This is a genomic window from Magnetospirillum gryphiswaldense MSR-1 v2 (assembly GCF_000513295.1).
Taxonomy (GTDB): Bacteria; Pseudomonadota; Alphaproteobacteria; order Rhodospirillales; family Magnetospirillaceae; genus Magnetospirillum; species Magnetospirillum gryphiswaldense.
Map to the genome: position 1 here is coordinate 3,541,030 of NC_023065.1, position 25,432 is coordinate 3,566,461.

The 25,432-nt window shown below is 64.0% G+C and carries 24 protein-coding genes; 5 read left to right on the plus strand and 19 right to left on the minus strand.

Annotated features, from left to right (window positions below):
• Positions 1–10: 10 nt before the first annotated feature.
• From MGMSRV2_RS21655 to MGMSRV2_RS17075, 10 genes are all read right to left on the minus strand, one after another.
• Positions 11–160 carry a DUF5989 family protein gene (locus MGMSRV2_RS21655; RefSeq protein WP_024081612.1) on the minus strand — a complete coding sequence of 50 codons (150 nt, stop codon included), beginning with the start codon at positions 158–160 and terminating at the stop codon, positions 11–13.
• A 12-nt stretch (positions 161–172) separates the two neighbouring features.
• Positions 173–610 (minus strand): SxtJ family membrane protein, encoded by a 438-nt coding sequence (locus tag MGMSRV2_RS17035; RefSeq protein WP_052589023.1) that lies wholly within the window; start codon positions 608–610, stop codon positions 173–175.
• A gap of 68 nt (positions 611–678) precedes the next feature.
• Positions 679–1,254 carry a D-sedoheptulose 7-phosphate isomerase gene (locus tag MGMSRV2_RS17040; RefSeq protein WP_024081614.1) on the minus strand — a complete coding sequence of 192 codons (576 nt, stop codon included), beginning with the start codon at positions 1,252–1,254 and terminating at the stop codon, positions 679–681.
• A 57-nt stretch (positions 1,255–1,311) separates the two neighbouring features.
• A complete protein-coding gene (locus MGMSRV2_RS17045; RefSeq protein ID WP_024081615.1) occupies positions 1,312–6,075 on the minus strand; it encodes an NAD-glutamate dehydrogenase in 4,764 nt (1,587 codons plus the stop codon).
• A 74-nt stretch (positions 6,076–6,149) separates the two neighbouring features.
• Complete coding sequence (holA, locus tag MGMSRV2_RS17050) at positions 6,150–7,175, minus strand: DNA polymerase III subunit delta (protein ID WP_024081616.1); 1,026 nt, start codon at positions 7,173–7,175, stop codon at positions 6,150–6,152.
• Positions 7,172–7,678 (minus strand): LPS assembly lipoprotein LptE, encoded by a 507-nt coding sequence (lptE, locus tag MGMSRV2_RS17055; RefSeq protein WP_052589024.1) that lies wholly within the window; start codon positions 7,676–7,678, stop codon positions 7,172–7,174. The genes holA and lptE overlap by 4 nt, the downstream gene beginning before the upstream one ends.
• Before the next feature lie 10 nt (positions 7,679–7,688).
• The gene (leuS, locus tag MGMSRV2_RS17060; protein WP_024081618.1) at positions 7,689–10,265 is read right to left on the minus strand and encodes a leucine--tRNA ligase; all 2,577 of its coding nucleotides are present in this window, start codon (positions 10,263–10,265) and stop codon (positions 7,689–7,691) included.
• A 59-nt stretch (positions 10,266–10,324) separates the two neighbouring features.
• The gene (locus tag MGMSRV2_RS17065; protein WP_024081619.1) at positions 10,325–10,852 is read right to left on the minus strand and encodes a DUF3576 domain-containing protein; all 528 of its coding nucleotides are present in this window, start codon (positions 10,850–10,852) and stop codon (positions 10,325–10,327) included.
• 103 nt (positions 10,853–10,955) lie between these two features.
• On the minus strand, positions 10,956–11,645 hold the full coding sequence (locus tag MGMSRV2_RS17070) for a glycosyltransferase family protein (protein ID WP_024081620.1): 690 nt from the start codon (positions 11,643–11,645) through the stop codon (positions 10,956–10,958).
• A 25-nt stretch (positions 11,646–11,670) separates the two neighbouring features.
• On the minus strand, positions 11,671–13,191 hold the full coding sequence (locus tag MGMSRV2_RS17075) for a tetratricopeptide repeat protein (RefSeq protein WP_024081621.1): 1,521 nt from the start codon (positions 13,189–13,191) through the stop codon (positions 11,671–11,673).
• 217 nt (positions 13,192–13,408) lie between these two features.
• On the opposite strand from MGMSRV2_RS17075, the gene MGMSRV2_RS17080 reads away from it, so the two are divergent.
• Complete coding sequence (locus MGMSRV2_RS17080; RefSeq protein WP_024081623.1) at positions 13,409–14,593, plus strand: porin; 1,185 nt, start codon at positions 13,409–13,411, stop codon at positions 14,591–14,593.
• 236 nt (positions 14,594–14,829) lie between these two features.
• Complete coding sequence (locus MGMSRV2_RS17085; RefSeq protein WP_024081624.1) at positions 14,830–16,008, plus strand: porin; 1,179 nt, start codon at positions 14,830–14,832, stop codon at positions 16,006–16,008.
• 52 nt (positions 16,009–16,060) lie between these two features.
• On the opposite strand, the gene MGMSRV2_RS17090 is transcribed toward MGMSRV2_RS17085, so the two are convergent.
• The gene (locus MGMSRV2_RS17090; RefSeq protein WP_024081625.1) at positions 16,061–16,669 is read right to left on the minus strand and encodes a thiamine phosphate synthase; all 609 of its coding nucleotides are present in this window, start codon (positions 16,667–16,669) and stop codon (positions 16,061–16,063) included.
• Between the two features lie 28 nt (positions 16,670–16,697).
• On the opposite strand from MGMSRV2_RS17090, the gene MGMSRV2_RS17095 reads away from it, so the two are divergent.
• On the plus strand, positions 16,698–17,369 hold the full coding sequence (locus tag MGMSRV2_RS17095; protein WP_024081626.1) for a YggS family pyridoxal phosphate-dependent enzyme: 672 nt from the start codon (positions 16,698–16,700) through the stop codon (positions 17,367–17,369).
• On the opposite strand, the gene MGMSRV2_RS17100 is transcribed toward MGMSRV2_RS17095, so the two are convergent.
• The 3 genes from MGMSRV2_RS17100 to ribA all read right to left on the minus strand — a co-directional run bounded on the left by MGMSRV2_RS17100 (position 17,337) and on the right by ribA (position 20,104).
• Positions 17,337–17,849, minus strand: a complete 513-nt coding sequence (locus MGMSRV2_RS17100; RefSeq protein WP_024081627.1) for a L,D-transpeptidase family protein — start codon at positions 17,847–17,849, stop codon at positions 17,337–17,339. The two genes, MGMSRV2_RS17095 and MGMSRV2_RS17100, sit on opposite strands and share 33 nt — an antisense overlap.
• Positions 17,850–17,852: 3 nt before the next feature.
• The gene (locus MGMSRV2_RS17105; protein ID WP_024081628.1) at positions 17,853–18,854 is read right to left on the minus strand and encodes a hypothetical protein; all 1,002 of its coding nucleotides are present in this window, start codon (positions 18,852–18,854) and stop codon (positions 17,853–17,855) included.
• A gap of 119 nt (positions 18,855–18,973) precedes the next feature.
• Positions 18,974–20,104, minus strand: coding sequence for a GTP cyclohydrolase II (gene ribA, locus MGMSRV2_RS17110; protein WP_024081629.1), 1,131 nt, complete (start codon positions 20,102–20,104; stop codon positions 18,974–18,976).
• 146 nt (positions 20,105–20,250) lie between these two features.
• Between ribA and MGMSRV2_RS17115 the strand changes: the two genes are divergently transcribed.
• Together MGMSRV2_RS17115 and asnB are read left to right on the plus strand one after the other, a co-directional pair.
• Positions 20,251–20,790 carry a winged helix-turn-helix transcriptional regulator gene (locus tag MGMSRV2_RS17115; protein ID WP_197538542.1) on the plus strand — a complete coding sequence of 180 codons (540 nt, stop codon included), beginning with the start codon at positions 20,251–20,253 and terminating at the stop codon, positions 20,788–20,790.
• A gap of 3 nt (positions 20,791–20,793) precedes the next feature.
• Positions 20,794–22,653: an asparagine synthase (glutamine-hydrolyzing) gene (gene asnB, locus MGMSRV2_RS17120; RefSeq protein ID WP_024081631.1), complete on the plus strand. Its 1,860-nt coding sequence runs from the start codon at positions 20,794–20,796 to the stop codon at positions 22,651–22,653.
• Between the two features lie 3 nt (positions 22,654–22,656).
• On the opposite strand, the gene MGMSRV2_RS17125 is transcribed toward asnB, so the two are convergent.
• The 5 genes from MGMSRV2_RS17125 to hisA are packed head-to-tail and all read right to left on the minus strand — an operon-like array spanning position 22,657 to position 25,386.
• A complete protein-coding gene (locus MGMSRV2_RS17125; protein ID WP_024081632.1) occupies positions 22,657–23,019 on the minus strand; it encodes a histidine triad nucleotide-binding protein in 363 nt (120 codons plus the stop codon).
• 9 nt (positions 23,020–23,028) lie between these two features.
• The gene (locus MGMSRV2_RS17130) at positions 23,029–23,349 is read right to left on the minus strand and encodes a phosphoribosyl-ATP diphosphatase (RefSeq protein ID WP_024081633.1); all 321 of its coding nucleotides are present in this window, start codon (positions 23,347–23,349) and stop codon (positions 23,029–23,031) included.
• Positions 23,346–23,879 carry a methyltransferase domain-containing protein gene (locus MGMSRV2_RS17135; RefSeq protein WP_024081634.1) on the minus strand — a complete coding sequence of 178 codons (534 nt, stop codon included), beginning with the start codon at positions 23,877–23,879 and terminating at the stop codon, positions 23,346–23,348. The genes MGMSRV2_RS17130 and MGMSRV2_RS17135 overlap by 4 nt, the downstream gene beginning before the upstream one ends.
• Positions 23,880–23,893: 14 nt before the next feature.
• Complete coding sequence (gene hisF, locus MGMSRV2_RS17140; protein WP_024081635.1) at positions 23,894–24,655, minus strand: imidazole glycerol phosphate synthase subunit HisF; 762 nt, start codon at positions 24,653–24,655, stop codon at positions 23,894–23,896.
• A gap of 5 nt (positions 24,656–24,660) precedes the next feature.
• The gene (gene hisA / locus MGMSRV2_RS17145; protein ID WP_024081636.1) at positions 24,661–25,386 is read right to left on the minus strand and encodes a 1-(5-phosphoribosyl)-5-[(5-phosphoribosylamino)methylideneamino]imidazole-4-carboxamide isomerase; all 726 of its coding nucleotides are present in this window, start codon (positions 25,384–25,386) and stop codon (positions 24,661–24,663) included.
• Between the last annotated feature and the right edge of the window lie 46 nt (positions 25,387–25,432).

Genomic DNA, 25,432 nt, shown 5'->3' on the forward strand with positions numbered 1-25,432 from the left:
CAACCCCTTTTTAGAACAGCGTATAGATGAAAGGCGCCACGGCGGAACCCTGGCTCAGGACAATCAGCCCACCAAACAGCACCATCATCACCAGGATGGGCAGCAGCCAGTACTTCTTGCGAGCACGCAGGAAAGCCCACAATTCAAGCAGGAAAGCCATGGTTTACACCCTTTAGAACTGATTCTTCATGGAAGCCGGCTTGGGGCCGGGCGGATCTCGGTCGATCCAATAGCTGGCGGCGTCCGGATCGCGCTTCAGCCGCATGGGATCCTTGCCGGTGGCCCGCATCAACATTCCCACCGGCGTAACGGTCAGGAAGAACAAGAGCCCCATGATCAACGGTGTCATGATCTTGTGCAAAAGCAGGCCGAACTTGAACCACAGCAGGTTCAGGGGTTTCAGCAGCTTGGGGGCGACGAAGGCGACCACCAGGAATAGGGCGGCCAAGCCCAACGCCCACAGGCGCATGTCGCCGCCAGCTTTCAACGGCCACAGACCGATGAGGGCGAACACCACGGCGAAGACGATGCCGAACGAACGTTCGGACCCCATCTGCACTGGGCCGGAATGACCGTGGGCTTCAAGAACCGGAGATGATTTGCTGCTCATGCGGAGGGAGTCACCCTAAAATCTGGGGGTTTCATAGCATGGTGGAAAGGCCGGTTCAAATCTTTAGCCTATGCCCGCAGACGCTGTTCCAAAACGTCACACAGGGCATGGCCGATCAGAATGTGCATTTCCTGGATGCGGGCGGTGACATTGGAGGGAATGACGATCAGGGGATCGCACAAGCCGGTCATCTTGCCACCATCGCGCCCCGACAGGCCGGTGGCGACGCCGCCCCGGTCGCGTGCTGCCTCCAGGGCCTTCAATACGTTGGGGCTGTTGCCCGACGTGCTGATGCCGATAACCACGTCGCCGGGACGCAGCAAGGCCTCGATCTGGCGGGCGAAGATATCGTCATAGGAAAAATCGTTGGAGCACGCGGTCAGGATGGATGTGTCGGTGGTCAGGGCCAGAGCGGCCAGGGCGCGACCGTTCAGACGGTAACGCACCACCAGCTCTGCCGCCAAGTGTTGGGCGTCGGCGGCGGAACCGCCATTGCCGAAGAAAATGATCTTGTTGCCGCTCTTCAGAGCCACGGTGCAAGCATCCGCCAATTGGGCGAAGGCATCTGCCACCATTGTCTTGGTCGCGGCCACGGTTTTTTCGTGATCGGCAAATTGCTCGGCCAGGAATTGACGCGGGTCCATCGGCGGGTCTCCGTCGCGAAAGTCAGCGTCATTAACTAATGCAACCGTCCCCGCCGTTCAACCGCCATCGGCCAAAGTCTTCAGTTGCCGATTGGCTACCACCAGCATGGACAGGTCCAATTGCGGCGCGGCGCGCAGTTCGGCCAGCAGCGAATCGGCGCGGGCGATCTCGGCATCGTGGGCTTGGCTCCATTCCTCCAGGGTTTGCGCCCTGTTCAGGACAGAATGGGTGATGGCCCGTTGGTGGGCGTGCAGATCCTCGGTGGCGGCGTTGACCGCCAGTTTCTGCCAATGGCCGCCGCTGACCAGACGCTGGGCCTGGGCGCGCAGCCAGCCCAGGCCGAAGCGGTTACCCGCCTGAAAATACACCTGTCCGACCCGACCCACCGGTTGGTCGTGCTGTTGCGCCAAGCGCACGATATCGGCGGCGGAAGCCAGCACGATCATGCCGCCGACACGATTGGCCAGGGCTTCCGGCGCGCCTTGGGTGGTGTAGTCCTGGCTGCGTGCCGCCACCGCTTCGGCCAGATCGGCGGGCAGGATGGCGGGGCCGGCGGTTTCCAGGGCGGTGATGCCCGGTTCCAGTGACCCGATGGCAGCACCGATGTCGAAGGGCGCGGGAATGTTGCGCAGCACCCAACCGGTGGTCCGCTCCAGCAGCCGGTTGGCCTCGGTCAGCATGACGATTTGCAAACTGGCCGGAATGGCGCCGTCCAGGGCCTCGATCTCCTGCCACAAGCTGCGCAGGCCATAGGCGTCGCGGGCGACGATATACGCCCTGGCGATATCGGCCGGGCCGAAGCCGGTGCGGTCCATCATGTCGAGGACGAAGCCCACGCCCACCCGGTTGATCATGGAATTGGTCACGGCGGTGGCGACGATTTCGCGCCGCAGCCGGTGCTGGCCGATCTGTCCGGCGAAACGTTGCTGCAAGGCGGTGGGGAAATAGCGGGCCAAGTCGCGGGCCATGAAGGCATCGCCCGGCAGATCGGATGCCATCACCGCGTCGTGCAGCCAGATCTTGGCGTAGGCCAGCAGCACCGACAGTTCCGGACGGGTCAGACCGCGGCGGTGGGCCGCGCGTTCCACCAGAATATCATCGGTGGGCAGGTACTCGATGGCGCGGTCCAGGCGACCGGCCTTTTCCAGCAGGCGCATGAAACGGGCCTGGCCGTCCAGCGATTCAACGCCGCCGGCTTCCATCACCGACAGGGCCTGGGTTTGCAGATAATTATCCCGCAACACCAGCGCCGCCACTTCGTCGGTCATGGAGGCGAGCAACTGGTCGCGCTGCTTTTGCGTCAGGTCGCCGCTGTCCACCACCTCGTTCAGCAGGATCTTGATGTTGACCTCGTGGTCAGAGGTGTCGACGCCGGCGGAATTGTCGATGGCGTCGGTGTTGAGGCGGATGCCGTTTTGGGCCATTTCCACCCGTCCGCGCTGGGTCACTCCCAGATTGGCGCCCTCACCCACCACCTTGGCACAGATGGCGCGGCCATCGATGCGGATGGCATCGTTGGCGCGGTCGCCGACCTCGGCGTGGCTTTCGTCATGGGCCTTGATATAGGTGCCGATGCCGCCGAAGAACAGCAGATCGACCGGGGTGGCCAACAAGACGCGGATCAGTTCCGTCGGTGTCAGACTGGGCTTGGCGATGCCGAAACGGGCCGCCATTTCGGTACTGATGGTGATGGTTTTGGCCGATCGGGCGAACACGCCGCCGCCTTGCGAGATCAAAGCGGGGTCGTAATCGCCCCAGGCCTTGATCGCCGTGAACAGGCGCTGGCGCTCGCCATGGGCGCGGGAATCGGGATGCGGGTCGATGAAGATGTGGGAATGGTTGAAAGCGGCGATCAGCCGGGTATGGGGCGAGCACAGCATGGCATTGCCGAAGACGTCGCCGGACATGTCGCCGACGCCGATGGTGGTGAAGGGGGTGGTTTGGGTGTCGATGCCGATTTCGCGGAAATGGCGTTTCACCGCCTCCCAGGCGCCGCGCGCGGTGATGCCCATGGCCTTGTGGTCATAGCCCTTGGACCCGCCCGAGGCGAAGGCGTCGCCCAACCAGAAGCCGTATTCCAGGGATAGCGCATTGGCGATATCCGAGAATGTGGCGGTGCCCTTGTCGGCGGCCACCACCAGATAGGGGTCGTCGCCGTCGCGCCGCACGATTCCCGCCGGTGGCACCACCTCGCCGCCTTGCAGGTTGTCGGTCAGGTCGAGCAGACCGCGCATCATGGTCTGGTAACAGACGATGCCTTCGGCCAGCAGAGCCTCGCGCCCGCCTTCCGTCGGCGGGCGTTTGACGACAAAACCGCCCTTGGCCCCCACTGGAACGATGACGGCGTTCTTGACCATCTGTGCCTTCATCAGACCCAGAATCTCGGTGCGGAAATCGTCGCGGCGGTCGGACCAGCGGATACCGCCGCGGGCCACCTTGCCGCCACGCAAATGCACCGCCTCGACCCGCGGCGAATAGACGAAGATTTCCACCTTGGGCCGGGGCAGCGGCAAATCGTCGATGGCAGTGGAATCCAGCTTGAACGACATGTAGTCGCGGCCCTGGAACCAGTTGGTGCGCAAGGTGGCGCCGATCAGGTTGAAGAAGCGGCGCAAGATGCGGTCGTCGTCGGCATTGGCCACCTGATCGAGCAAGGCCTTGGTCTGGCTTTCGACCAAACAGGCGTCGCCGCACCGGTGATCGGGGTCGAACAAGGCCTTGAACCAGGCGACCAGGGCCGCCGACTGGGCCGGATTGTCGAACAAAGCCCGCTCCACATAGCTTTGCGACAGGGTTGATCCGGCTTGGCGCAGATATTTGGCGTAGGCGCGCAGGATCACCACCTCGCGCCAGGGCAGGGCAGCGGCCAGCACCAGCCGGTTGAAGCCGTCGCTTTCGGCATTACCGCGCCAGATAGCGGCCAAGGCGGCCTCGAACAGATCGGCCCGCTGGTCCAGGGCGATGGCGGCGCCATTGGCCGATTGCACCTGGAAATCATGCAGCCAGAACGATTGCTTCAGGTCGCCGGCACGGATTTCATGGGGGACTTCGGCGATGACCCGAAGCCCCATGGCTTCCAGGATGGGCAGGATGTCGGACAACGCCACGGTTTCGCCCCGGCGCAGCAGCTTCAGCCGCGCCTCGTGCGCGGGAGCCTCCACCGGGCGATACAGGTTGAGACAGATGTCTTCGTCGGCGGCGATGCGTTCCAGCCGCTCGACGTCGCCGAGGGCCGCTGGCGGCATGTGGTGTTCACGATAGGCGGCGGGAAAGCCGTCGCGCCAGCGCCGGGCCAGGGCAAGGCCGCGCCCTTCGCCCATATCGTGGATCAAGACGTCCTGGAGATGGTCGGCCCACGAGCGGGTGGCGATGGCGATACGATTTTCCAAGTCGCCCACATCCACAGGGGGCGCGGCCCCCGCCCGGGTCCGCACCAGCAGGTGCAGCCGGGCCAGCGGTCCGTCGGAAACCTGAGTGTAATAGGCATCCAGGCTGCCGTCATAGGCAGTTTCGAGGATGCGGGTGACGGCCAGACGCATGGGGGTGTCGTAACGGTCGCGCGGCAGATAGACCAGGCACGAGACGAAGCGGGAAAAGTCGTCGTGGCGGACGAACAGGGCGACGCGCGGGCGATCCTGGATGCGCAGAATGCCCAAGGCGATGCGGTACAGCAGATCCTCGGAAATCTGGAACAATTCGTCACGCGGATAGGTTTCCAGGATATTGGTCAATGCCTTGGCATCGTGGCTGTGGCGGGGGAAGCCGGCGCGGGCTTCGACCCGGTTGACCTTTTGCCGCAAAAGCGGGATGGCTGCCGGATTGCGGGTATAGGCGGCCGAGGTGAACAGGCCGACAAAGGCGTGCAGGGCGATCACACGGCCTTGATCGTCGCAATATTTGACGCCGATGACGTCCATGTGGGCCGGGCGGTGGACGCGGGATTGGTTCACCGATTTGGTCACCAGCAACAGCCCCGACGCATTGAGGAAGGCTCGGATTTCGTCGGGCATGGCTGCCAGGGCAACAGAATCGTCGAACACCATGACGGTGCCATCGCGCAAGATGCCCAGACTTTCGCCATCCTCAGCCACCACCGGCGCCTGTTGCGGTCCCGACAGGATGAAATGGCGATAACCCAGGAAGGTGAAATGGTTGTCGTGCAGCCAGTCGAGAAAGGCGACATCTTCCGCCACATCGTCGGTGGCGGTGGTGCCGGCATGGGCGGGCAGGCCGGTGGCCACGGTCTTGATGCATTCGCGCATGTCGCGCCAATCGACGACGGCTCTGCGTACTTCGGCCAGGACCGCCGTCAGTTGCCGGCAGATCTCGGCGTGTCGGTCTGGTTCCTGACGATCGACCTGGATATGCATGATCGATTCGGCGCGGCCATCGCCCAGGCCGGTCAACTGGCCGCTGTCATCACGACCGATCAACAGGATCGGGTGGATCAACTGGTGGATGCCGATAGTGTTCGCCGCCAGCCGCATGGCGATGGAATCGAGCAGAAACGGCATGTCGTCATTGACGATCTCGATGACCGAGTGGGACGAGGTCCAGCCGTGGCTTTCCAAGTCGGGATTGTACATGCGGATGGCGGCGGTGCCGGGGGGGCGCTTCTGCATGAAGCCCAAAAGACCGATGGTGATGGCGAAGAACTGGTGGCCGTCCAACTCCTCCAGATCGGCGGCGGGCAGGCCGGCCAGCAAAGCCTGGGCCAGGGTCCGACTGTGGATGGCGCGTTCGCCTTCAAGATGTTTGTCGATAATGGCGGCGATATCGTCGGCCAAGGTCGAGCGCAAATAATCAGAACTGTGATTCATAGACGCCATCCCCTGATCAGGCCTTTCCCATTAGGTGGCTTTTGCCAGGGGATTTCAACAGGGGGTGAAGGGGCTTATTTGCTGCGGCCCGCCGCCCGACACAGGGTCATGATGACGCGGGAACAGATTTCGGTCGCCGGCATGCCGGTGCTTTTGCAGTCCATTTCCGCTTCGATCAGCCGTTCCAGCGCCTGTCCCGCCCGTTCGGCCGACCAGCGCGATAATTGGCGACGGAAGCGGTCGGCGGCCTTGAAGATCACCGGCGGCTTCAGCGCGTTCATGGCCTGATCGGCGGATTTACCCATGGCCATGGTGCCGGCGGCCAGATGCAGGCGTTGGAAATGGCGTGATAACGCCCGCAGCACCGCCACCGGGCTGGTGCCCTCGCGGGTGAGGCGGTCCAGAACCCGCTGAGCGGTGCCGTGGTCGCCATCGGCGGTAGCCAGCGACAAATCGTCCATGGACAGCGCCGCGGTGTCGCCGATACAGGCGATGGCGTCTTCCAGGCTGATGCGGCCCGGTCCCCCCATGTACAGCGCCAGTTTCTGCAATTCTGATCGGGTCAGCCGGCGGTCGCCGCCCAAATGGTCCATCAGAAACGACATGGCATCGGCTTCGGCGGTCAGGCCGCTCACCTTCAGTTCTTCGGCAATGACCTGTTGCAGGCTGGCGCCCTCGTCGGCGTAACTGGCCAGGGCCACGGCATTGGCGGCTCCCTCGAACAGTTTGCGCAAACTGGAGCGCGGCCCCAATTCGCTGGCCTCGACCACCACCATGGCATCGCCCGAGGGGTTGTCGAGGAAGCTTTGGAACAAGGATGACAAGGTGTCGCCGGCGTCACGCACCATCACCACCCGCCGCCCGCCGGTCAGGGCCATGGCCGCCGCCTCGTCGGCCAAGCGGGCCGGGTCGTCCTTGAGGGCGGCGGCGGTCAGCTCGGCGACGCGGAAGGGGTCGTTGAGGTCGGCCAGGACGGTTTTGGCCAGTTTGACCGCACGTTCGCGCACCAGACCGTTATCGGGGCCGAATACCAGGATGGCCCGCATGGCCGGATCGGGGGCACGGATGAAAGCCTCGGCTTTCTGGCCCGACAGTTTCACGGATCGACCTTGCGCTGGATCTTGCCATTGGCGAAATAGGTGGCGATTTGTGCACGGATATCTTCGGCCAGATCGGTCAGGGCCCGGGTTTCAGCGTCGCGCTCAACCGCGGTACTGCCGTAGGTGGGGCCCAGCAGACGATAGCTGACAATGGAACGGCTGCTACCGGAATAGGACGAGGCCTTTTTGTCGACAGCAACCAAGCGGAAGCTGGCGTTGATCAACATGCGGCCCAGCGATGCCTTGCCGTCGCTACGCTCGGCCATGTTTTCCTGGGAAGGGTTCAGCACGACTTCCAAGGTGTGGGTCTGTCGTGCCGGTTCGCCCAGTGGGTTCAGGCGGCTGACCAGGGCATTGCGCAGAATTTGCCCCTGGCGGTCCTCGATGCCGGCAACACGGATGCCGGCCAGTTCATCGGCGACCGCGCTGGTTTGGGCGCCGTGCTTGGCATACATGGGCTCGAAGCCGCAGCCCGCCAGGCCCAGCACCAGCATACCCGCCATCAGAACGCTTTTAGACCACCACATTGACGATCCGGTTCGCTACCACCACCACCTTGCGCGGCGGCTTGCCTGACATTGCCGCGATCACGGCCTCTTGCGCAAGCGCTGTTTCCTCAGCCAGCTTGGCGTCGCAATCCTTGGGCAGCGCGATGGTGGCGCGCAGCTTGCCGTTGACCTGGACGGCGATGGTGACGCTGTCTTCCACCAGCAGCGCCGCTTCGGCCAGCGGCCAAGCGGTATCGACCACCGGCTGGGCGTGGCCCAGTTCCAGCCAGATTTCCTCGGCCAGATGCGGCATCATCGGCGCGATCAGCAAGGCCGCGCTTTCCAGGCCTTCGCGCATCACCCACCAATCGCCGGCATCTTCCGCCTTGAAATCCCCCAGCGCATTGGTCAACTCGCGGATACGGGCCACCGCCTTGTTGAAATGGAAGCGGTCGAGATCATCGGAAACGGCGGCGATGGTCTTGTGCACCTGACGGCGCAGCTTGGCCGCCGCCTCGCCCAGTTCGGGCATGGCGGTGCCGATGGCGGGCAGCGAGTCCACCGCTAGGGCGGTCAGCCGCCACAGGCGGTTGACATAGCGCCAAGCGCCGTCGATGCCGGCCTCGGTCCATTCCAGGTCGCGTTCCGGCGGGCTGTCCGACAGCATGAACAGCCGCGCGGTATCGGCGCCATAGGTGGCGATGATATGGGCGGGGTCGACCACGTTGCGTTTGGACTTGGACATCTTTTCCGAGCGGCCCAAAGCCACGGTCTTGCCGGTCTGGGCATGGACCAAGCCGCCGCCCTCGCCCTTGACCACCTCGTCCGGGTAGAGCCAGGCGCCGGCTTCGTCCTTGTAGGTCTCGTGGCAGACCATGCCCTGGGTCAGCAGGCCGGCGAAGGGTTCCTTGACCCCCAGATAGCCGCAGGTCTTGAGCGCGCGGGTGAAGAAGCGCGAATACAACAGGTGCAGCACCGCGTGTTCGATGCCGCCGATATATTGGTCCACCGACATCCAGTAATCGGCGGCCGAGCGGTCGAAGGCGACATCGGCGCGGTTGGGCGAGCAATAGCGGGCGAAATACCACGACGATTCGAAGAAGGTGTCGAAGGTGTCGGTCTCGCGCCGGGCCGGCTTGCCGCAACAGGGGCAGGCGACGTTCTTCCAGGTCGGGTGATGGTCCAGCGGGTTGCCGGGCTTGTCGAAGCTGACATCCTCGGGCAGGCGCACCGGCAGATCGGCCTCGGGCACCGGCACCGGGCCACAAGTGTCGCAATGGATGATGGGGATCGGGCAGCCCCAATAGCGCTGGCGCGACACGCCCCAGTCGCGCAGGCGCCAGTTGACGGTCTTCTCGCCGATCTTGCCCGCTTCGATACGGGCGATGGCGGCGGCTTTGGCCGCCGGCACGTCCAATCCGTCGAGGAAGTCCGAATTGAACAACGTTCCGTCACCGGAATAAGCCTCGTCGCCCACTTGGAAGCTGGCGGCATCGGCATCGGCGGGCAGCACCACCGGCTTGACCGTCAGGCCGTATTTGCGGGCGAAATCCAGATCGCGCTGGTCATGGGCGGGGCAGCCGAAAATGGCGCCCGAGCCGTATTCCATCAAGACGAAATTGGCGACGTAAACGGGAAGTTCCCACCCCGGAACGAAGGGGTGAAAGGCCTTGAGGCCGGTGTCCATGCCCTTCTTTTCCGCCGCTTCCACCACCGCTTCCGAGGTGCCCATGCGGTTGCATTCGGCGATGAACTCGGCCAAGGCCGGGTTATGGGCGGCCAGTTCGCCAGCCAGCGGATGATTGGGGGAAATGGCCAGAAAGGCGGCGCCGAACAAGGTGTCGGGACGGGTGGTGAAGATGTCCAGGCTGTCGTCGCGGTCTTTCAGGTTCCAGGTCAGCCGCGCCCCTTCGCTGCGGCCGATCCAGTTTTCCTGCATGATGCGCACGCGCTCGGGCCAACGATCGAGGGTCTGCAAGCTGTCCAGCAGATCGTCGGCGAAGGCGGTGATCTTGAGGAACCATTGCGACAGCAGCCGCTTTTCCACCAAGGCGCCGGAACGCCAGCCGCGACCGTCGATGACCTGTTCATTGGCCAGCACGGTGTTTTCCACCGGATCCCAATTGACCCAGGATTCCTTGCGATAGACCAAGCCGGCCTTGAGGAAATCCAGGAACATCTTTTGTTCGTGGCGGTAATATTCCGGCTCGCAGGTGGCCAGTTCGCGGCTCCAGTCATAGGACAGGCCCATGGACTTCAATTGCTCGCGCATGGCGGCGATGTTCTCGCGCGTCCACTTGGCCGGATGGACGCCGCGCTCGATGGCGGCGTTTTCCGCCGGCAGGCCAAAGGCGTCCCAGCCCATGGGGTGCAGCACGTTGAAACCGCGGGCACGCTTGTAGCGCGCCACCACGTCGCCCAGGGCATAATTGCGCACATGGCCCATATGGATGCGGCCCGACGGATAGGGAAACATCTCGAGGACGAAATATTTCGGGCGGGACGGGTCCTCGGTGGCCAGGAAGGACTGACGGTCCTCCCACGTCTTCTGCCACTTGGCTTCGGTTTCCTTGACGTTGTAACGCTCGTCGGTGCGCGACATGGCGGCCGGCCTATACTCTAGCTGAAATGAAAAGGTGAAGGGGGGCGGAGACGCGGTCCCTATTCGGTGGAGACGATGCGCAATTGCCGCGCCCGGGTCAGGATGGCGTTTTCCATGTCGGTGGCCATCTTGGGCTCGACCCGGACATCCACCCACTGGCCCATGGAATCGCGGCCCTGCTTGAACACCGACACCTTGACGCCGTCGGCGCGCAGCGCGCGGTCAAGGATGAAGACGTTCAGCTTGAAGCGCTCGTTGGGCGATTCGGGCAGTTGGTACCAATCGGTGATGATGGTGCCGCCGAAGGGATCGGCCGAGGCGATGGGCATGAAGCCCAAGGTGTCGAGCGAGGCGCGCCACAGGAAGGAATTGACGCCGATGCCGTCGCCGGTGCCTTCACCCTTCTTCTTGTCGCCGAACATGCCTTCGGGGCCGAAAATGGTCTCGCGCTTTTCATTGCTCATGCGGGGCGAGGTGTCGCCTTTGCCTCTGGTGGGAAAGACGGCCTGGGAATTGTCGCAGGCGCCCAGGGCGACCAAGGTGAACGCCAGGGCCGCACTCATGCCCACCACGCGGAAAGTCTTCATCGTCGCTCGTACCCTAAAAGCTTGCGCGCATGCATCGGAGGAACCGACACATGCGCGCAGAATGCACCGATGGCGGGGCCGGCGGCAAGCCGCGTTTTCGATTTCAGCCCTTGGTCCGCTGCGAACAGGCCAGCATGGCGTCGCGTTCGGCGTTCCACAGATCGGCATAGCCGCAATCGCGGTAATCGTCGAAATAAGGGCCGCCGATGGTGTAGTGGATCAGCGACAACTGGTCGACCGGCACTTCCGCGTCGTAATCGACCAGATGACCCCAGCGATGCGGTAACTCGCCGATGAGCGAATCGTCGCCCAGCCACTTGAACTGGTGCAGGTCCAGACCGCTGGCCGTGTTGACGTATTCCGGCGTCAACGCCTTGCACTTGGCGTTGTTGAACAACACGACGCTGGACCAGTTCTTCTTTTCATACTTGGTCTGCACCGCACCCAGGAACTTTTCGTCCTCGACCGGGCGATGGTCGTGCTTGATGACCTGGACGGCATATTTGTCGTCGGCCAGGGCGAACAGATTGGCGACATCGTCCAGCACCAGCATGTCGCAATCGATGAACAGCGACCAGCCTTCGTAGTTGGACAGATGCGGAGTGAGGAAGCGGGAAAAAGAGAAATCGGTGGATTGCAGGGGATTGCGCTCGCGCCACATCTTGCCGCCCAACTGGTTCAACGTCAGCGGGATCACCGCCGTCGGCTGGCTGGCGCGACGCAGGATCGAGTACTGCAAGACATTGAAGGCGACCGCTTCGCGCGGGTCGAAGCCGATGAAAATGCGCAGCATGGGATATCCCCCGAAAAGGCTATGGCTATCGGCGGCCATCTAACTCCAGCCGATGAACCGAGACAAGGGCAAGATCGGTGATGACGGCGGCCATCACGTCGCTCCAGTCCCCATCGTCCTTCTTTTGCCGGTACAGTTTGAGGGAGCTGTACCATGGGCTGGTGCTGGTTTCGGTGAACCAATGCCACAAGGGGCAGGCCGACAGCAGCACCGTGGTGGGAACCCCCAGGGCTCCGGCGAAATGGGCGGTGGCGTTGGAAATGGTCACCACGTGATCGCAGGCGGCGATGGTGGCGGCAAATCCCTCCAGGTCGGTCATGGGGTCAAGGTCGGGGCAATCGGCCAGATCAATTCCCCAGGACCGTAATTCGGCCATGTCCTCGGCGGCGGGTTCGTATTGCAGCACGACAAAGCGGGCGGACAGGCTGGTCAACAGCGGACGCAAGGCGGCGATGGGAATATTCTTGCGGGCGGCGGCGGGGGATCTGCCGCTGGCCCAGGCCAGACCGATGATCGGCTTGTCGCCGCCCAGAACGCGTCGGGCCGCGTCGCGCCGCACCGGGTCGGGTACCAGGAAGGCGGCACCATCGCCGAAGGCGGTGGCGTCGGACAGGAACAAGGACGGCAGCCGGCCCAGGCCGAACTGGCGGGTGATGGCCGGATCGCGCAGGGCGGCAGCCGGCGGGTCGGTCCAGGGAACCCACGTGATCGCGGGCAGGGAGCGGGTCATCAGCGGCACCATGCGCTCGTCGCATTCGGCGATGATCCGCGGGCACCGGCTGCGGGCGCGTTCGATCAGCGATGCCAACATGATCTGTTCACCGATTCCCTGTTCCGCCCGGATCAGCAAGGTTGCCGGTGGGGCCAAGACCTCACCCTGCCATTCCGGCAGGGGCAAGGCCTGAAGCTCATCGTACTTGACACGGTAATCCGCCCAACCGGCGGTGAAGCGCTGAAGCCGCAACAAGGTGCAGGCGCGGAAATAGCGGGCCTTGTCCCAGGTGGGATCCAACTGCAAGGCCTTATCCGCTTCTTCAAGGGCCTTGGCGTATTGGCCGCACTGCTCCAGCCGGTGCAGGCGAATGTCCTGGGTTTCCCGCCAGTTCTCCCGGCATTGCGAATAATCCGGGGTCAGGATCAAGGCCTTGCGCAGCACCGTTTCCGCTTCGTCCAGCCGCTCCAGGTGCATCAACACACGGCCCAGATTGTTCCAGGCGGCAGCCATCCCCGGCTGAGCCCGGGTGGCCCGGCGCAGATGGGTTTCCGCCGCCTGGTGATCGCCCAGTTCGATCAGCAGGGCGCCCAGATTGGCGGCGCAGCCGGCATCTTTGGGCAGGGCGGCGGCGGCCTGTTCCAGCGGCGCCCGGGCTTCGGTCTGGCGGTTCTGGCGGATCAGCGCCAGCCCCAATCCCTGCAAGGCCTGGGGTTCGCCGCGCCGCATCATCAGGGCTTGGCGGAACTGGTGTTCGGCAGTGACGGCATCGCCACGTTCAAGGCTTTGAAATCCTTGGATCAACCAGGGGGATGGGGGCGGCAAAGGCGGCATGGGGCGGGTCCGGAGCGATGGAGACCGAACCTTACTATATTCGCAGCTGCGAACAAAAGTGTTGCATCCAGAACACAGTGCGGAGGGAACGTCACAGGTGTGGTTCGTCGCGCTTGACGGTCGGGGGGGTGACATGGCCCTATCCGTCATGTTCGTTCATACGGAATGTCGTGGCCGGTTGAAGGCCGGTTCCACGGATACCTAGAGAGGAGTTCACATGAAGAAGATTCTCGTTGCCAGCACCGCGCTGGTTGCCGCTGGCATGATCACCGCCGGTTCGGCCGCTGCTTCGGAAAAGATCAAGCTGAACCTGGGCGGCTACTCCAAGTGGTGGGTTGTCGGCGCTTGGCAGGACGATTCGTTCACCGACGGCATCAACAACACCACCGCTGGTCAGGGCGACGCCAACTCGGTCGACGTCAAGGGCGAAAACGAAGTCTGGTTCGGTGGTTCGACCACCCTGGACAACGGCCTGCAGGTCGGTATCGACATGCAGCTGCGCGCTGGTGGCACCACCGACACCACCAACACCACCGGTGACACCATCGACGAATCCTACGTCTGGATTTCGGGTGGCTTCGGTAAGGTCATCGTCGGTACCGAAAACAACGGCACCTACCTGCTGCACGTCACCGCTCCGGATGCCGCTGGCAACTGGAACGAAGGCGGCGTGATGATGGGCAACCTGGCCGTCGCTCGTCCGAGCGCTGTCAGCACCCTGCCGGGCGGCAACACCACCGCCATCCTGACCGACGGCGACGCTGAAAAGATCACCTATGTCGCTCCGGCCTTCTACGGCCTGACCCTGGGTGCCACCTACGTCCCGAACGCCACCGAAGACAACCAGAACGTCTGGGGCACCGGTACTCCCGGCACCGACAACCAAGCCGCTGAAATCTATGGCGTCGGCGCTCTGTACGCCAACACCTTCGGTGGCGTCGGCGTCAAGGTTTCGGCCGGTTGGGTCACCTATGACATCGCTCAGGCCACTGCTCGTTCGCAGGAAGTGGCCTTCGGTACCCAGCTGTCCTACGCTGGCTTCACCCTGGGTGGTTCGTATCGTGACGTGAGCCAGAATGCCAACGGCGGCGTCAACAGCGTTGCCAACGCCAACACCGCTTCCGGCTACGGCTGGGACGTTGGTCTGCAGTACGCCACCGGCCCGTATGCCGTGTCGCTGGCCTACTTCAACTCCAAGGTCAACGGCCTGACCACGACCGTTGATGACGACGAAATCACCGCCTACCAGCTGTCGGGTAAGTACAACATGGGTGCCGGCGTTGACGTGCTGGCCTCGATCGGTCACATCGAATACGACGATGAGTCCGCCAAGACCACCGCTGCCGATGCCAACCACAACGAAGGTTGGACCGTCATGACCGGTCTGTCGCTGCAGTTCTAATTGCCGCGATACGGGATGGGTTAGCCCATCCTGGTCATCGAGGAAGCCCCTGCCGTAAGGCAGGGGCTTTTTTCGTGATGGTGCAATTGTTGCGTTTTTGCCACATCGCTCGACGAGATTCCTGATCGCTCAATCGGTGGATTGACCCCTAGGGGGCGCTGCAATAGCATGCCTTGAAATTAGGCGGCCCTGGCGCTGCTTATATTTCGGTCATACTGAAAGATTGAGGGACACTCATGAAGAAGATTCTCGTTGCCAGCACTGCGCTGGTTGCCGCTGGCATGATCACCGCCGGTTCGGCTTCGGCTTCCGAAAAGATCAAGTTGGGCCTGGGTGGCTATTCCAAGTGGTGGGTTGTCGGCGCCTGGCAGGACGACAGCTTTGAAGCCGGCATCAACAACGCCACCGCCGGTCAGGGCAGCGCCAACAGCGTTGACGTCAAGGGCGACAACGAGATTTGGTTCTCGGGTTCGACCAAGCTGGACAACGGCCTGGAAGTCGGCATCAACATCGAGCTGGAAGCCGGCGGCAACACCGACAGCACCAACACCACTGGTGACCAGATCGATAAGTCCTACGTCTACATCAGCGGCGGCTTCGGTAAGGTCATCGTCGGTACCGAATCCAACGGCACCGTGCTGATGCACACCATGGCTCCCGATGCCGCCGGCAATACCGGCGCTGACGGTATCCTGACCGGTGGTCTGGCGATTGCCCGTCCGTCTGCGGTCACCAGCAAGGTGACCACCGAAATCGACACCGATGCCGAAGCCGAAAAGATCACCTATGTGGCTCCGTCCTTCTACGGCTTCACCGTTGGTGGTTCCTATATTCCGAACGCCACCGAAGACAACCAGAATGTCTGGGGGACCGGCACTCCGGGCACTGCCAACCAAGCCGCCGAAATCTACGGCGTTGCCGCCATGTATGCCGGCAAGGTGTTCGATGTCGGCGTCAAGGCTTCGGCCGGTTATGTCACCTATGACATCGCCGCCGCCACCGACCGTTCGCAGGAATGGAGCCTGGGTACCCAGTTGTCCTACGCTGGCTTCACCCTGGGTGGTTCCTATCGTGACATCAAGGACAACATGGGCTCGGCCCCGGTTGCCGGCGGCGCCGGTGGCGTTGCTTCCAACGACGGTTACGCTTGGGACATCGGTCTGATGTACGAAACCGGCCCCTACGCCATCAGCTTCACCTACTTCAACTCGGTCGCTGAAGGTCTGGTCGCCAATGGCCAGGACGAAGTCACCGTCTACCAGGTGTCGGGCAAGTACAACATGGGTGCCGGCGTCGATCTACTGGCCACCGTCGGTCACGCCGAATATGACGACGAGTCGGCCAAGACCACCAATGCCGATGCCAACCACAACGAAGGTTGGTCGGTCATGACCGGTCTGTCCCTGCAGTTCTAATCGAACCGCAAGGATTTGTTTTGGGAGAGGGCGGCCTTTGGGTCGCCCTTTTTCATTTGGATGGCCAAAGCCCATCGATGGCGGCCCAGCCATGGGCACAGAATTTGGGCAGGCGGCCCCAGGACTGGCGGTTGACGCCGCCCAGGGCGATGACGGGCAACCGGCTGGACTGTGCCAGGATGGCGAAGCGGACGGGGCCGAGCGCTGGCTTGCCGGGATGCGATCGGCTGGGAAAGGCCTGCGATAGCAGGCAGAAATCGGCGCCAAGACGCGCTGCTCGTCCCAGCGCCAGGGCGGAATGGGCGGCCACCGACAGCAAGGCGCCATGGCGTCGGCGCCACAGCCGACAGGACGCGGTCAGGCCATGGCGGGCCAGTCCCTCGGCCAGATGGACGCCATCGGCCCCGATTTCAGCCGCTAGGCGCCAGTCATTGGCCACCAGCAGGATCAGCCGCTTTTGTCGGCACAGACGGACGACCGAGTGGGCCAGTTGGCGCCGCTCTGGCCAGTCGTGATGGCGCAGGATGACGGCGCTGCCGGCGGGCAGGCGGGCGATGGCCGGCAACGGATCGGGCAGGCGCTGCTCATCGGTCAGCAGGACCAGCCGCGGGATGCGGTGGGCGGCTGAATTGTGGTGCGGGCGCGGCTCTGCTAGGGTCATGGCCCCAAGTGTACAGGAGTTTGCCGCCATGTCCGATGCCCCCCGCACCCTTGCCGTCCTGCGCGCCGCCATGGATCAGGCGGAACGCGAGGCCGGGCGGGCGCCCGGTGCGGTGACGCTGGTGGCGGTGTCGAAAACCCATGATTCCGACGCCATCCGCCCGTTTTTACAGGCAGGATTACGGGTGTTCGGCGAAAACCGGGTGCAGGAGGCCAAGACCAAATGGCCGGCGCTGAAGCAGGATTTTCCCCAGACCGAGCTGCATCTGATCGGGCCGTTGCAGACCAACAAGGTGCGTGACGCGGTGGCCTTGTTCGACGTCATCGAAACCATCGACCGGCCCAAGCTGGCCCGGGTCGTCGCCGATGAAATCCAGCGCCTGGGTCACGGCCCACGCTGTCTGGTTCAGGTCAATATCGGACGCGAAGCCCAAAAAGCCGGCATTGATCCCGATCAGACGGCGGCTTTGGTCGATCTGTGCCGGCGTGAATATGGCCTGACCATCAGCGGCCTGATGTGCATTCCGCCGGCGGAGGGCGACCCGGTGCCGCATTTCCGCCGCTTGGCTGAACTCGCCAAAGGCTTGGGCTTGGTCGAGATCAGCATGGGCATGAGCGGTGATTTCCCCGCCGCCATCGCCTGCGGCGCCACCCATATACGGGTGGGCTCAGCCCTGTTCGGGCAGCGCGACCACCACTAGGCGGTCACCGGGACGGCAGGTTTTCAGCATGGTCAACAGATCGGGCAGGGCCAGGGCGATGCAGCCTTGGGTCGGCTTACCGTCGGGATCGGCCACATGCAGGAAGATGGCGCTGCCCAAGCCGGCGACGGGGGGTGCGTCGTTGTGGCCCAGCACGACGACGACGTCGTACAGATGGTCGTCGCGCCACATTTTCTCGCACGATGCCGGGTGCGGCAGCCGGACCGGGCGGTTGTAATCACCATGGGCCGGGTCGTCGCACCAGCCATCGTCGGCATCGATGGGGCGCACCGGCAGGGCGGTTTCCGGCCGTGCAACCCGGTCGGGCCGGTACAGCACGGCACGGACGGGCCAGACGCCGATGGGCGTGGCGCCATCGCCTTCACGCTTGTCGAGCATCAGGCCGGAACGGCCCAGCCGACACTCATAATCCTGGCCATCCCAGATCAGGCGGCCATGGCCATGCACCATGATGTCCATGATTTATTGCACCGAAACCGGTTTTTCCGGGCGGGACGCCAAGTTGCCGGCCTTTTCATACTTGTTCAGTGCCTGGTTCATGGCCTGGACCCAATCGGTGCTGCTGCCGGCGGGTGACGACGGCGCCAGCGGAACCGGCGATGGTGCCCCCCCCAACATGGGGTGGGCGGTGCCGCTGGCAATGCCTTGCTGGCTCATGGCTTTTTGCACGGCCACCGGATCGGGGCCGCGCCCGGCCGCCGGATCGCGCCCGGTGACCGGCACATTGGAGCGGCTGCTGCCGTTGGACACCGGCACGGTCACCGGCGGCGGTCCCTGCTCGGCCTGATGGGCGATGCGGTTGGGGGCGGGCATATAGCGGGCTTGGCTGTTGGCGCTGTTCAAGGCAAAGGGTTTGGCGGCGGCCATAGCATTGACCGGGGCCGCGGCGGCGGCTTGCGGCGCCACCAAGCCGTCGGCGCTGAACATCATGGGAGCGGCATTGGCCTGTGTCGGTACCGTGGCCTCGGGCAAGGCGATGGCCGGCAGGGCCGCAGCCTGGGCGGTGGTCGTCTCGGCCTTGGTTTCGGCCTGGGCGGTCTTGGCTGGGACGTCGGGCGGTTGTTGCGCGGCCACTTGTGACGCTGGCTCGTCGTCCTTGAACAGGGCCATGACATGGCCGCCGATGTCGTCGCCGGTCTCTTCCTCGATGATGCAGCCGATGGCCGAGGCGGCCAAACCAATGACACCGCCGAACAAGGTGCCGCCGGCCAGACGCGCGCCCACGCCGATCTTGTCGCCGGTCAGTTCCTGATAAAGGGTGTTGACCACCGGGATGTGCTGCAACGGATTGATGACGTCCAAAAGATCCCAGAAACTGGGTTCGTCATCACCTTCGGCGAAGACGGTCAGGTGCTTGGCGTCTTTCTGCTTTTGCTCGATCGCCCGCGTCGCGTTCTCACTGGCGAAAGTGGGAACGAACTGGTTGGGATCGGTATATCCCGAACTGGCGGCGGAAACGGACATGGCGCACCTCTGAATTGGCCTAACCTTATGTGCAAGGCCAATGCCAATTAAGAGTGCATTGAAAGCATTGAGTTTTATTTCGGACGGGCAAGTCTGGCCGGGCAGTTTCTGCCGATGGCCTAGAACATATGGCCGCTACGGGTGGCCTTGGTATGCAGATAATTCTGGTTGTGGCCGTTGGACGGGAAGATATGGGGTACCCGCTCGGCCACCACCACGCCATGGGCGGCCAAGGCGTCGACCTTGCGCGGGTTGTTGGTCAACAGCCGCACCGATTTGACCCCCAGCAGGGCCAGCATGCGGGCGGCGGGGTGATAGATGCGCTCGTCGTCGTCGAAACCCAGTTGCAGATTGGCGTCCAGGGTGTCGAAACCGCCGTCTTGCAGTTCATAGGCCCGCAATTTGTTGACCAGCCCGATGCCGCGGCCTTCCTGCGACAGATACAGCAGAATGCCGGCGCCGGCCTGACCGATCTCGGCGATGGCGCCGCGCAACTGGTCGCCGCAATCGCAGCGCAACGAGCCCAGCAGATCGCCGGTGAAGCATTCGGAATGCAGCCGGGTCAACACCGGCTGCTCGCCATCGGGGTCGCCGATGATGATGGCCAGATGCTCGATGCCGCCATCGGCAGGGCGGAACGAGGCGATGCGAGCGTTTTCCGCCCCCAACAGCGGCACCCGCGCCTGCGACACCAGTCTGAGCGAGCGGGCGGCGTTGAGCGGATAGGCGGCGATATCGGCGGCCTCGACCACCAGTACCCCTTGCAGCAGCAGGGCGCCGGCGGGTGGCACGGCAGCGACGGTGGCGGGCAGCAAGCGGGCCAGCTTGGCCAGGGCGACCGAGGCGGCGGCGGCGCAATCATCGGCCAGCGGTGTCAAAGTCAGGGTACTGGTGTCGGGGCGGGCGACGTCGCGCACCACCGGGTCGGCCAGCCAGGCGCAGGCCTCGGCGGTAAGGCCGCTGGCCATGTCCAGACGCATGGCGCCGGGCTGTGCCGGGGCCAGATCCAGCACGCCGACGCGACGCCCGGTCAGCACCAGAAACGGCTTGGCCCCGGCCAGAGTAGTCAGGTTGGCCAGGGAATCGGGGGTCGCCGCCTCGGCCGCCAGCACATAAACCACGCGGCGGTCGGCACCGCGCACGGCGATGACGGCGCCCCGGCGCAACTCGGCCACGGCGCGATCAACGGCGATCAGCGGGGCGGGGGCCGGTTGGGTCGGGCCGGGGGTGGTGTCCAACGGGGTGGTCATGCTTTCCGAATTCTAGGGCCGCGAAGTGGGCTGGCACCATAGCCCTTTTCCCGTTCGGGCAAAAGAGTTGGCGAACCGCCATTTCCCAGGGTGTGGCATCTGTATTATAGATGGCTCTGCTTTGCCGTGCCGCAATGGACCCAGATTTGACTTTCCGCCCGCGTATCCTGGTCATCGACGACGATCCCGCCATCCGCCAGATTCTGGTCGAGGTGCTGGAACAGGCCGGCTATCAGGCCGACGACCAAGGCGATATCCAGGATTTTCAAGTGGTTCTGAGCAGCGCGCCGGTGCCCGATTGCCCCTTGCCGCAAGTGACCCTGACCAAGCCGGTGCGCATGGGCGCCTTGGTCGCGGCCATCGCCCAGGCCTTGGCCGAGGTGGTGCCGCCGGTCCATATCGGCCCCTGGCGCTTCGACCAAGCGGCGCGTCTCTTGGAAAAAGCCGGCGACAAGGTGCGGCTGACCGACAAGGAAACCGCCATCCTGGCCCATCTTTTGGCCGCCGGCAGTGTGGTCGGACGTGATGAGTTGCTGGCCCGGGTGTGGGGCTATGGCAACGATATCTCCACCCACACGCTGGAAACCCATATCTACCGCCTGCGCCAGAAGATCGAGGCCGACCCGTCCCAGGCCAGTCTGTTGTTGACCGAAGCCGGCGGCTATCGCCTGAACCCGGAGTCCTGATCCATGTGCGGCATCGCCGGTTCCACCCGCACCAATCCCGATCTGCTGCGCGCCATGAATGCCGCCATGGCCCATCGCGGCCCCGACGCCCAGGCCATCTGGCATGAGAACGGGGTGGGTTTGGCCCATGCCCGGCTGGCCATCATCGACCTGACCCCCGGCGGCGCCCAGCCCATGGTCAGTCCGTGCGGGCGCTGGGTCATCGCCTTCAACGGCGAGATTTACAATCACCACCACTTGCGGGCCGAGCTTGAAGTGGTGGGCGAGCATTTCAGCTCGACCAGCGATACCGAGGTGCTGCTGCGGCTGTTGATGCGTGGCGGCAAGCACGGCCTGGATAAGCTGATCGGCATGTTCGCCCTGGCCCTGTGGGACCGCCGCGACCAGTCGCTGTTGCTGGTGCGCGACCGGCTGGGGGTCAAGCCGCTGGTGTGGGCCAGCCTGCCCGATGGCGGCATCGCTTTCGCCTCGGAAATCGACACCCTGCGCCGCCAGCCCGGCCTGGATCTGGGCCTGGACCGGCAGGCGCTGTCGGAATATCTCGCCTGCTTGTACGTGCCGGCGCCGCGCACCTTGCATGCCGGTATCCGTAAATTACTGCCCGGCCATTGGCTGGAATGGAAAGACGGCGCCATTACCACCGGCAGCTATTGGGCGCCGGCCTATACCGGCGAGCGATCCATCAGCCTGGACGAGGCGGCGGAAGAGGTGCTGCCGCTGTTGGACAGCGCCGTGCGCCTGCGCATGGTCGCCGATGTCGAGGTCGGGTGCTTTTTGTCGGGCGGCATCGATTCGTCGGTGATCGCCGCACTGATGAGCCGTGCCGCCAAGGAAAGCGGGGCGCCGCCGGTACGCAGCTTCACCATGACCTTCGACGAGCCGGCCTATGATGAACGGGTCGCCGCCCGGGCGGTGGCCGAGCATGTGGGTACCATCCATACCGAATTGCCGGCGCGCCCCGTTGTCACCGATCTACTCGACGACATGGTCCGCGCCTTCGGTGAGCCGTTCGGCAATCCCACCGCGCTGTTGATCCACGATCTGTCCACCAGCGCCCGCCAGCACCTGAAGGTGGCCCTGGTCGGCGATGGCGGCGACGAGGTCTTCGCCGGCTATCCCCGCCATCACGGCGGCCTGCTGGCCGAACGCTATCGCCGGCTGCTGCCCGGCCCGCTTCGGGCTTTGGCCGGCACGGCGGCGCAACTGATCCCGGAAAGCACCTCGGGCCGTCACGCCTGGCGCCGGGCGCGCGAGTTCCTGTCCGCCGGTACCTTGCCCGCCGATCAGATGTATGCGTCCTGGGTGGAATATTTCGATCCCGAAGAACGTCAAGCCATGCTGGGCCTGGAGACTCTGCCCTCGCGCCCCATCGCCGATCTGTACCGGCAGGCGCCGTCGGCCTCGGCCCTGGACGCCATGCAGCAGACCGATCTGCTGTCGTTCCTGCCGGGCAATCTGCTGTCTTACGGCGATGCCATGAGCATGGCGGTGGCGCTCGAACTACGCCACCCCTTCCTTGATCATCGCTTGATCGACTGTGTTGGCCGCATGGCGGCGGCGACCCGCTTCGCCGGCGGCAAGAAGGCGATCCTGAAACAGGTGGCGCGGCGTTTGTTGCCCAGCCACATCATCGATCGGCCCAAGCTGGGCTTCAATCCACCCATGGGGGTGTGGCTGAAGACCGATCTTGCCACCATGGTGGCCGAGCGGTTGACCCGTGCCCGCATGGGAGAACTGGGCCTGGACTGGACCGCCATCGCCCGCCTGCTGGCTGAACACCAGGGCGGGCGGCGCGATCATTCGCTGAAAGTGTGGGCGCTGTTGGTGCTGGAAGCGTGGGAACGCGGACAAAAACAGCCCTGACGCCTATTCCTTCGGCACCATGCGGCCCAGACGGCGACCGCCGAAGATGTGCACGTGCAGATGCGGCACTTCCTGGCCGCCATTGGCGCCGATATTGGACAGCAGGCGCCAGCCGTCATCCTTGACGCCGACCATCTCGGCCACCTTGGTCACGGCGCGGAACAAGCCGGCGATTTCCGCATCCGACGCCTGGGCGGTGAAATCATCCATGGAGGTATAGGCGCCCTTGGGGATGACCAGCACATGCACCGGCGCTTGCGGCGCGATGTCGTGGAAGGCCAGGGTGTATTCGTCCTCGTGCACCTTCTTGCACGGGATTTCGCCACGCAGGATCTTGGCGAAGACGTTGTTGCTGTCATAAGCCATGGTCAAACCTCATTTGGGGCGGGAGTTCTTTTCGGCAATGCCGGAAATGCCTTGGCGCCGGGCCAGTTCGGCCCAGACATCCGCCGGATCGATGCCGGCATCGGCCCACAGCACCAGCAGGTGATACAGCAGATCGGCGCTTTCAGCGGTGATGTCGGCGGGGGTTTCGGCGACGGCGGCGATGGCGGTTTCCAGCCCTTCCTCACCCACCTTCTGGGCGATCTTCTTGCGGCCCTTGGCGAACAGCTTGGCGGTATAGGACGAATCCGGGTCGGCGCCCTTGCGGCCTTCGATCACCTGGAACAATTGGTCGAGAACGTGCTGGCTCATGCGCGCGGCTTTTCCACCAAAATCCAGAATCCCATCTGGGTACGGTTATAGGAAATCAGGTTGAAGCGCTGCAAGAAGCGCGGCAGCCACCAGCGTTCGTCCTGTTGGATCAGATGGGCGTTGCGGCCATCGGCCAACACTTTGACCGCCGGTCCGGTGTGGACGGTGAAAACGCCGAAGCGACGGACCAGCCGGCCCAGATGGTCGAGCACATTGTCCAGCAATTCAGGCTCGATATGTTCGAGCACGTCGATGCAGGTGACCAGATCACACGGCGCCGGCTCCGCCGACCATTGCGGGATGGCCGGGTCATAGTGGTGGATTTGCGGGGCGAAGGGCAGCAGGCGGTTCAGTTCCTGGCCCAGCCGGCCCTTGCCGGCGCCGTAATCCAGCACCTGGGTAAGCTTGAGCTTGACCATGACATCGGCGACCAGCGGCGCGAATTCCAGCGAGGCGACGCCGTAATTGGGGTTTTCATGCAGTTTTTGCTGCATGGCCCGGTATTCCTCGGAGATCAGTGTCTGTGCCATCGGTGTGTTCTCCGTCAGACCGGGCGCACCGGGATGCCGGCGGCGGCCATGTGGGCCTTGGCCTCGGCGATGGTGTAGGTGCCGAAATGGAAGATGGAGGCGGCCAGCACGGCGGTGGCGTGGCCGTCGCGGATGCCCTCCACCAGATGCTCCAGAGTGCCGACGCCACCGGATGCGATCACCGGTACGGTCACCGCATCGGCAACGGCGCGGGTCAGCGGGATGTTGAAACCCTGCTTGGTGCCGTCACGGTCCATGCTGGTCAGCAGGATTTCACCGGCGCCGTATTCGACCATGCGCCGGGCCCATTGCACCGCGTCGATGCCGGTAGGATTGCGCCCGCCATGGGTGAAGATCTCGAACTTGCCGTCGCCCACCTGTTTGGCGTCGATGGCGACGACGATGCATTGGCTGCCGAATTTTTCCGCCGCCTCGCGCACGAATTCGGGGCGATGCACGGCGGCGGTGTTGATGGACACCTTGTCGGCCCCGGCCAGCAACAGCTTGCGGATGTCTTCCACCTGGCGGACACCGCCGCCCACGGTCAAGGGCATGAAACAGGCCTCGGCGGTGCGGCCGACCACGTCGTAGATGGTGTCGCGGTTGTCGGAACTGGCGGTGATGTCGAGAAAGGTCAACTCGTCGGCGCCGGCCTTATCATAGATCTTGGCCTGTTCCACCGGGTCACCGGCATCGATCAGGTCAACGAAGTTGACGCCCTTGACCACGCGGCCGTCCTTGACGTCAAGGCAGGGGATGACACGCATCTTCAGCATGGATGTTACTCCGCCAGCAGCTTGATGGCCTCGGCCACGTCGATGCGTCCGTCATAGATGGCCCGACCCGAGATCACCCCGGCGATGCCTGAGCCGGCGACGGCCTTCAACGCCTTCAGATCGTCCAGCGACGACACCCCGCCGCTGGCGATGACCGGGGTGGAAATGGCCTGGGCCAGGGCAGCGGTGGCTTGGGTATTGGGGCCGGCCAGCACGCCGTCGCGGTCGATGTCGGTGTAGATGATGGCGGCGACGCCGGCATCCTCGAACTTCAAGGCCAGATCGAGAACGGTCAGGTCCGAGGTCTCGGCCCAGCCTTCCACCGCCACCTTGCCGCCCTTGGCGTCGATGCCGACGGCGACGCGACCGGGAAAGCGCTTGCAGGCGTCCTTGACCAACTGCGGATTGCGCAACGCCACCGTGCCCAAGATGACGCGGGACACGCCCTTTTGCAGCCACATCTCGATGGTGGCCATGTCGCGGATGCCGCCGCCCAATTGCACCGGCACATCCACCGCCGCCAGAATGCTTTCCACCGCCGCTCCGTTGACCGGCTTGCCGGCGAAGGCGCCGTTAAGGTCGACCACGTGAATCCACTGGGCACCGGCATCGGCGAAGGCCTTGGCCTGGGCGCCGGGATCGGTGTTGAACACCGTAGCCTCTTCCATCAGCCCCAGCTTCAGGCGCACGCAATTGCCGTCTTTCAGGTCGATGGCGGGAAACAGGATCATGGAGAGGCTCGCAAAAGTCAGAAAGGTGAACGCGCAAACTAGCAAG